Annotated in this window: 1 protein-coding gene; it reads right to left on the bottom strand. The window is 50.2% G+C overall.

Going from position 1 to position 1,164, the window contains the following annotated elements; translation table 11 throughout:
- Positions 1-38 precede the first annotated feature (38 nt).
- Positions 39-1,126, bottom strand: a protein-coding gene (locus BMZ51_RS23685) for an IS3 family transposase (protein ID WP_139201489.1) whose coding sequence is annotated in 2 segments (ribosomal slippage) — positions 39-874 and positions 874-1,126 — 1,089 coding nt in all. Because the reading frame shifts where the segments join, the coding sequence is not laid out codon by codon here.
- Positions 1,127-1,164: the final 38 nt, after the last annotated feature.

The following is a 1,164-nucleotide window of genomic DNA, read 5'->3' as shown; positions in this document are numbered from 1 at the left end:
GGTAATCCCCCCATTTATGGAGGAGTTTGGTAATAGAGCTATGCCGCCATTTTTAGTTTTGTTGCGGGCGTAATGCCACCGATGGCCATGTTGGGCCGTTCGTTGTTGTAAGTCCAGAGCCAGTTTGTAGCTTCTACTTGTGCCTGTTCGATATTTTCAAAGCAGGTCTGATCGAGCCATTCTTGCCGGACTGTCCTATTGTATCGCTCAATATATGCATTTTGAGCAGGCTTTCCAGGCTGAATATGCCGGATCTGGATGCCTTGCGTTCTGGCCCATGACAGCAGGGTTTCACTTATGTTTTCCGGGCCGTTGTCGACGCGTATCACCACAGGCTTACCCCGCCATTCAATAACCTGCTTCAAAGCCCGCACGACCCTGAGTGCGGGAAGAGAGAAGTCAACTTCGATAGCCAGCCCCTCCCGATTAAAGTCATCGATGATATTGAGCGTGCGGAGCCGTCTACCATCTTCGAGCTGATCAGACATGAAATCCATCGACCATACCTGATTGGGCTTGTTAGGCACTGCAAGCTTGTCTGGTTTCGTGCGCTTCAGCCGCTTGCGTGACCTGATCCTCAGGTTCAGTTCCAGCTCCCGGTAAATGCGATAGACTCTCTTATGGTTCCAGCCAAAGCCTTTGATATTGCGAAGATAAAGAAAACACAGACCAAAACCCCAAGTCCTGTTGGTTGTGGTTAAACGCAACAGCCAGTCAGCAATGACAGCATTCTCATCACGCAGGCGCCGTTCATAACGGTAGCAGCGCTCACTCACCCCGAAGGTGCGGCACGCCAGAGCGATGGAAATCCCTTTTGTCTCAACAGCAAACACAGCCATCTCCTTGCGCTGAGATGGCTTCAGGGCTTTTTTACAAGCGCTTCCTTCAAAAGCTCATTTTGCAGCGATAGCTCAGCATACATCGTCTTGAAACGACGCAGCTCTTCTTCCGTAGACTTCATCTGCGAGATCATCGGCGCTTCAAGGCCGCCGAATTTTGCTCGCCATTTGTAATAGGTTGCTGAGCTCATGCCGTGTTCCCGGCACAGCTGAGCAACCGGAACTCCGCTTTCGCCTTGCTTCAAAATCGCAATGATCTGCGTATCGCTGAAACGAGATTTCTTCATAAAATCAGTCCTCAATATGAGGTGACAATATCTCTACT

This window comes from Pseudovibrio axinellae (assembly GCF_900110875.1).
Lineage (GTDB): Bacteria > Pseudomonadota > Alphaproteobacteria > Rhizobiales > Stappiaceae > Pseudovibrio > Pseudovibrio axinellae.
Note: the sequence above shows the minus strand (reverse complement) of the source record. Positions and strands in the feature narration are given on the sequence as shown.